The sequence below is a fragment of the Nocardia sp. NPDC060220 genome (assembly GCF_042727815.1).
In the GTDB taxonomy this organism is placed as follows: domain Bacteria; phylum Actinomycetota; class Actinomycetes; order Mycobacteriales; family Mycobacteriaceae; genus Nocardia.
On sequence record NZ_JBHWZY010001355.1, the window covers coordinates 1 to 1,140 of the forward strand.

Consider the following 1,140-nt stretch of genomic DNA (forward strand, 5'->3'; position numbering starts at 1 on the left):
AGTGCGGCGGTGAACACCGGATCTGCCAGCTCGCTGCTCGATCGTCTCCTCGCACCCCAGCCCGCGCCCGCCTGGTGGTTGGTGCTCGCCACCGCCGCGGTGGCGTTGATTCTGGTCGGCTACCGACCGCTGTGGCGGCTGACCCGCGCCGCGGTGACCGTGGCGCACGAGGGTGGGCACGCGTTGGTCGCGCTGCTCACCGGGCGCAGGCTGCACGCGATCACCCTGCACACCGACACGTCGGGGCTGACCGTGTCGAGCGGCAAACCGAGTGGTCCCGGCATGATTCTCACCGCGGCCGCCGGGTATCCGGCGCCGGCGCTGCTCGGGCTCGGCTACGCGGCACTGCTGGGAACGGGCCGGGTCACGGTGATGCTGTGGGCGACGCTGGTGATGCTGGCGGCGGTGCTGATCAAGGTGCGCAATGTGTACGGGCTGCTCACCGTGTTCGTGCTCGGCGCACTGGTGTTCGGGGTGTCGTGGTTCGGCAGCGATCTGCTGCAGGCCGCGTTCGCGTATCTCGCGGCGTGGTTCCTGCTCGCCGCCGGGGTGCGGCCCGTCTTCGAACTGCAACGCAGCCGTCGCAGGCAACCGGGGCGGACGGACTCCGATGCGGACCAGCTGGCCCGGTTGACCCATCTGCCCGCGGTGCTGTGGGTGCTGTTCTTCAGCGCTGTCTGCCTGGCGGCGCTGGTCGTGGGCGCGATGCTGATGCTGGCCCCGGTCGAGGAGCTACACCCGCTGCTTCAGCGGTGATCGGCGATCCAGTAGTCGACGGCCTCGGTGACGAGCGCACTCGGCGGCTGCAGCGCGTTGAGGGTGACACCCGCTTCGTCGGGTTGCAGCGGTTCGAGGGTGTCGAGCTGGGAGTCCAGCAGGATCGTCGGCATGAAGTGACCGAGTCGGCCGGTCATCCGGCGGAGCAGTTCCTCGCGGGTGGCGGCCAGGTGAACGAAGTAGGTCTGCGGCGCCTTCTCGCGCAGGCGGTCGCGGTAGGCCCGCCGCAACGCCGAGCAGGTCGCGACCCCGCCGGCCGCTTGGTGCTCGGCGAGCCAGTCCGCGACGGTGTCGAGCCAGGGCAGCCGGTCCTCGTCGGTGAGCGGGATGCCCGCGGCCATCTTCTCGATGTTGGCCGGCGGA

The 1,140-nt window shown here is 70.7% G+C and carries 2 protein-coding genes; one reads left to right on the forward strand and one right to left on the reverse strand.

Going from position 1 to position 1,140, the window contains the following annotated elements; all coding sequences use genetic code 11:
- Positions 1–9 precede the first annotated feature (9 nt).
- Entirely contained in the window at positions 10–756 is a 747-nt protein-coding gene (locus ACFWF3_RS36725) for a M50 family metallopeptidase (RefSeq protein ID WP_378631064.1), read from the forward strand.
- Here ACFWF3_RS36725 and ACFWF3_RS36730 read toward each other — a convergent pair.
- Positions 747–1,140, reverse strand: a 394-nt coding sequence (locus ACFWF3_RS36730; RefSeq protein WP_379318842.1) for a gluconokinase, incomplete at its 5' end; no start/stop codon positions are given. The two genes, ACFWF3_RS36725 and ACFWF3_RS36730, sit on opposite strands and share 10 nt — an antisense overlap.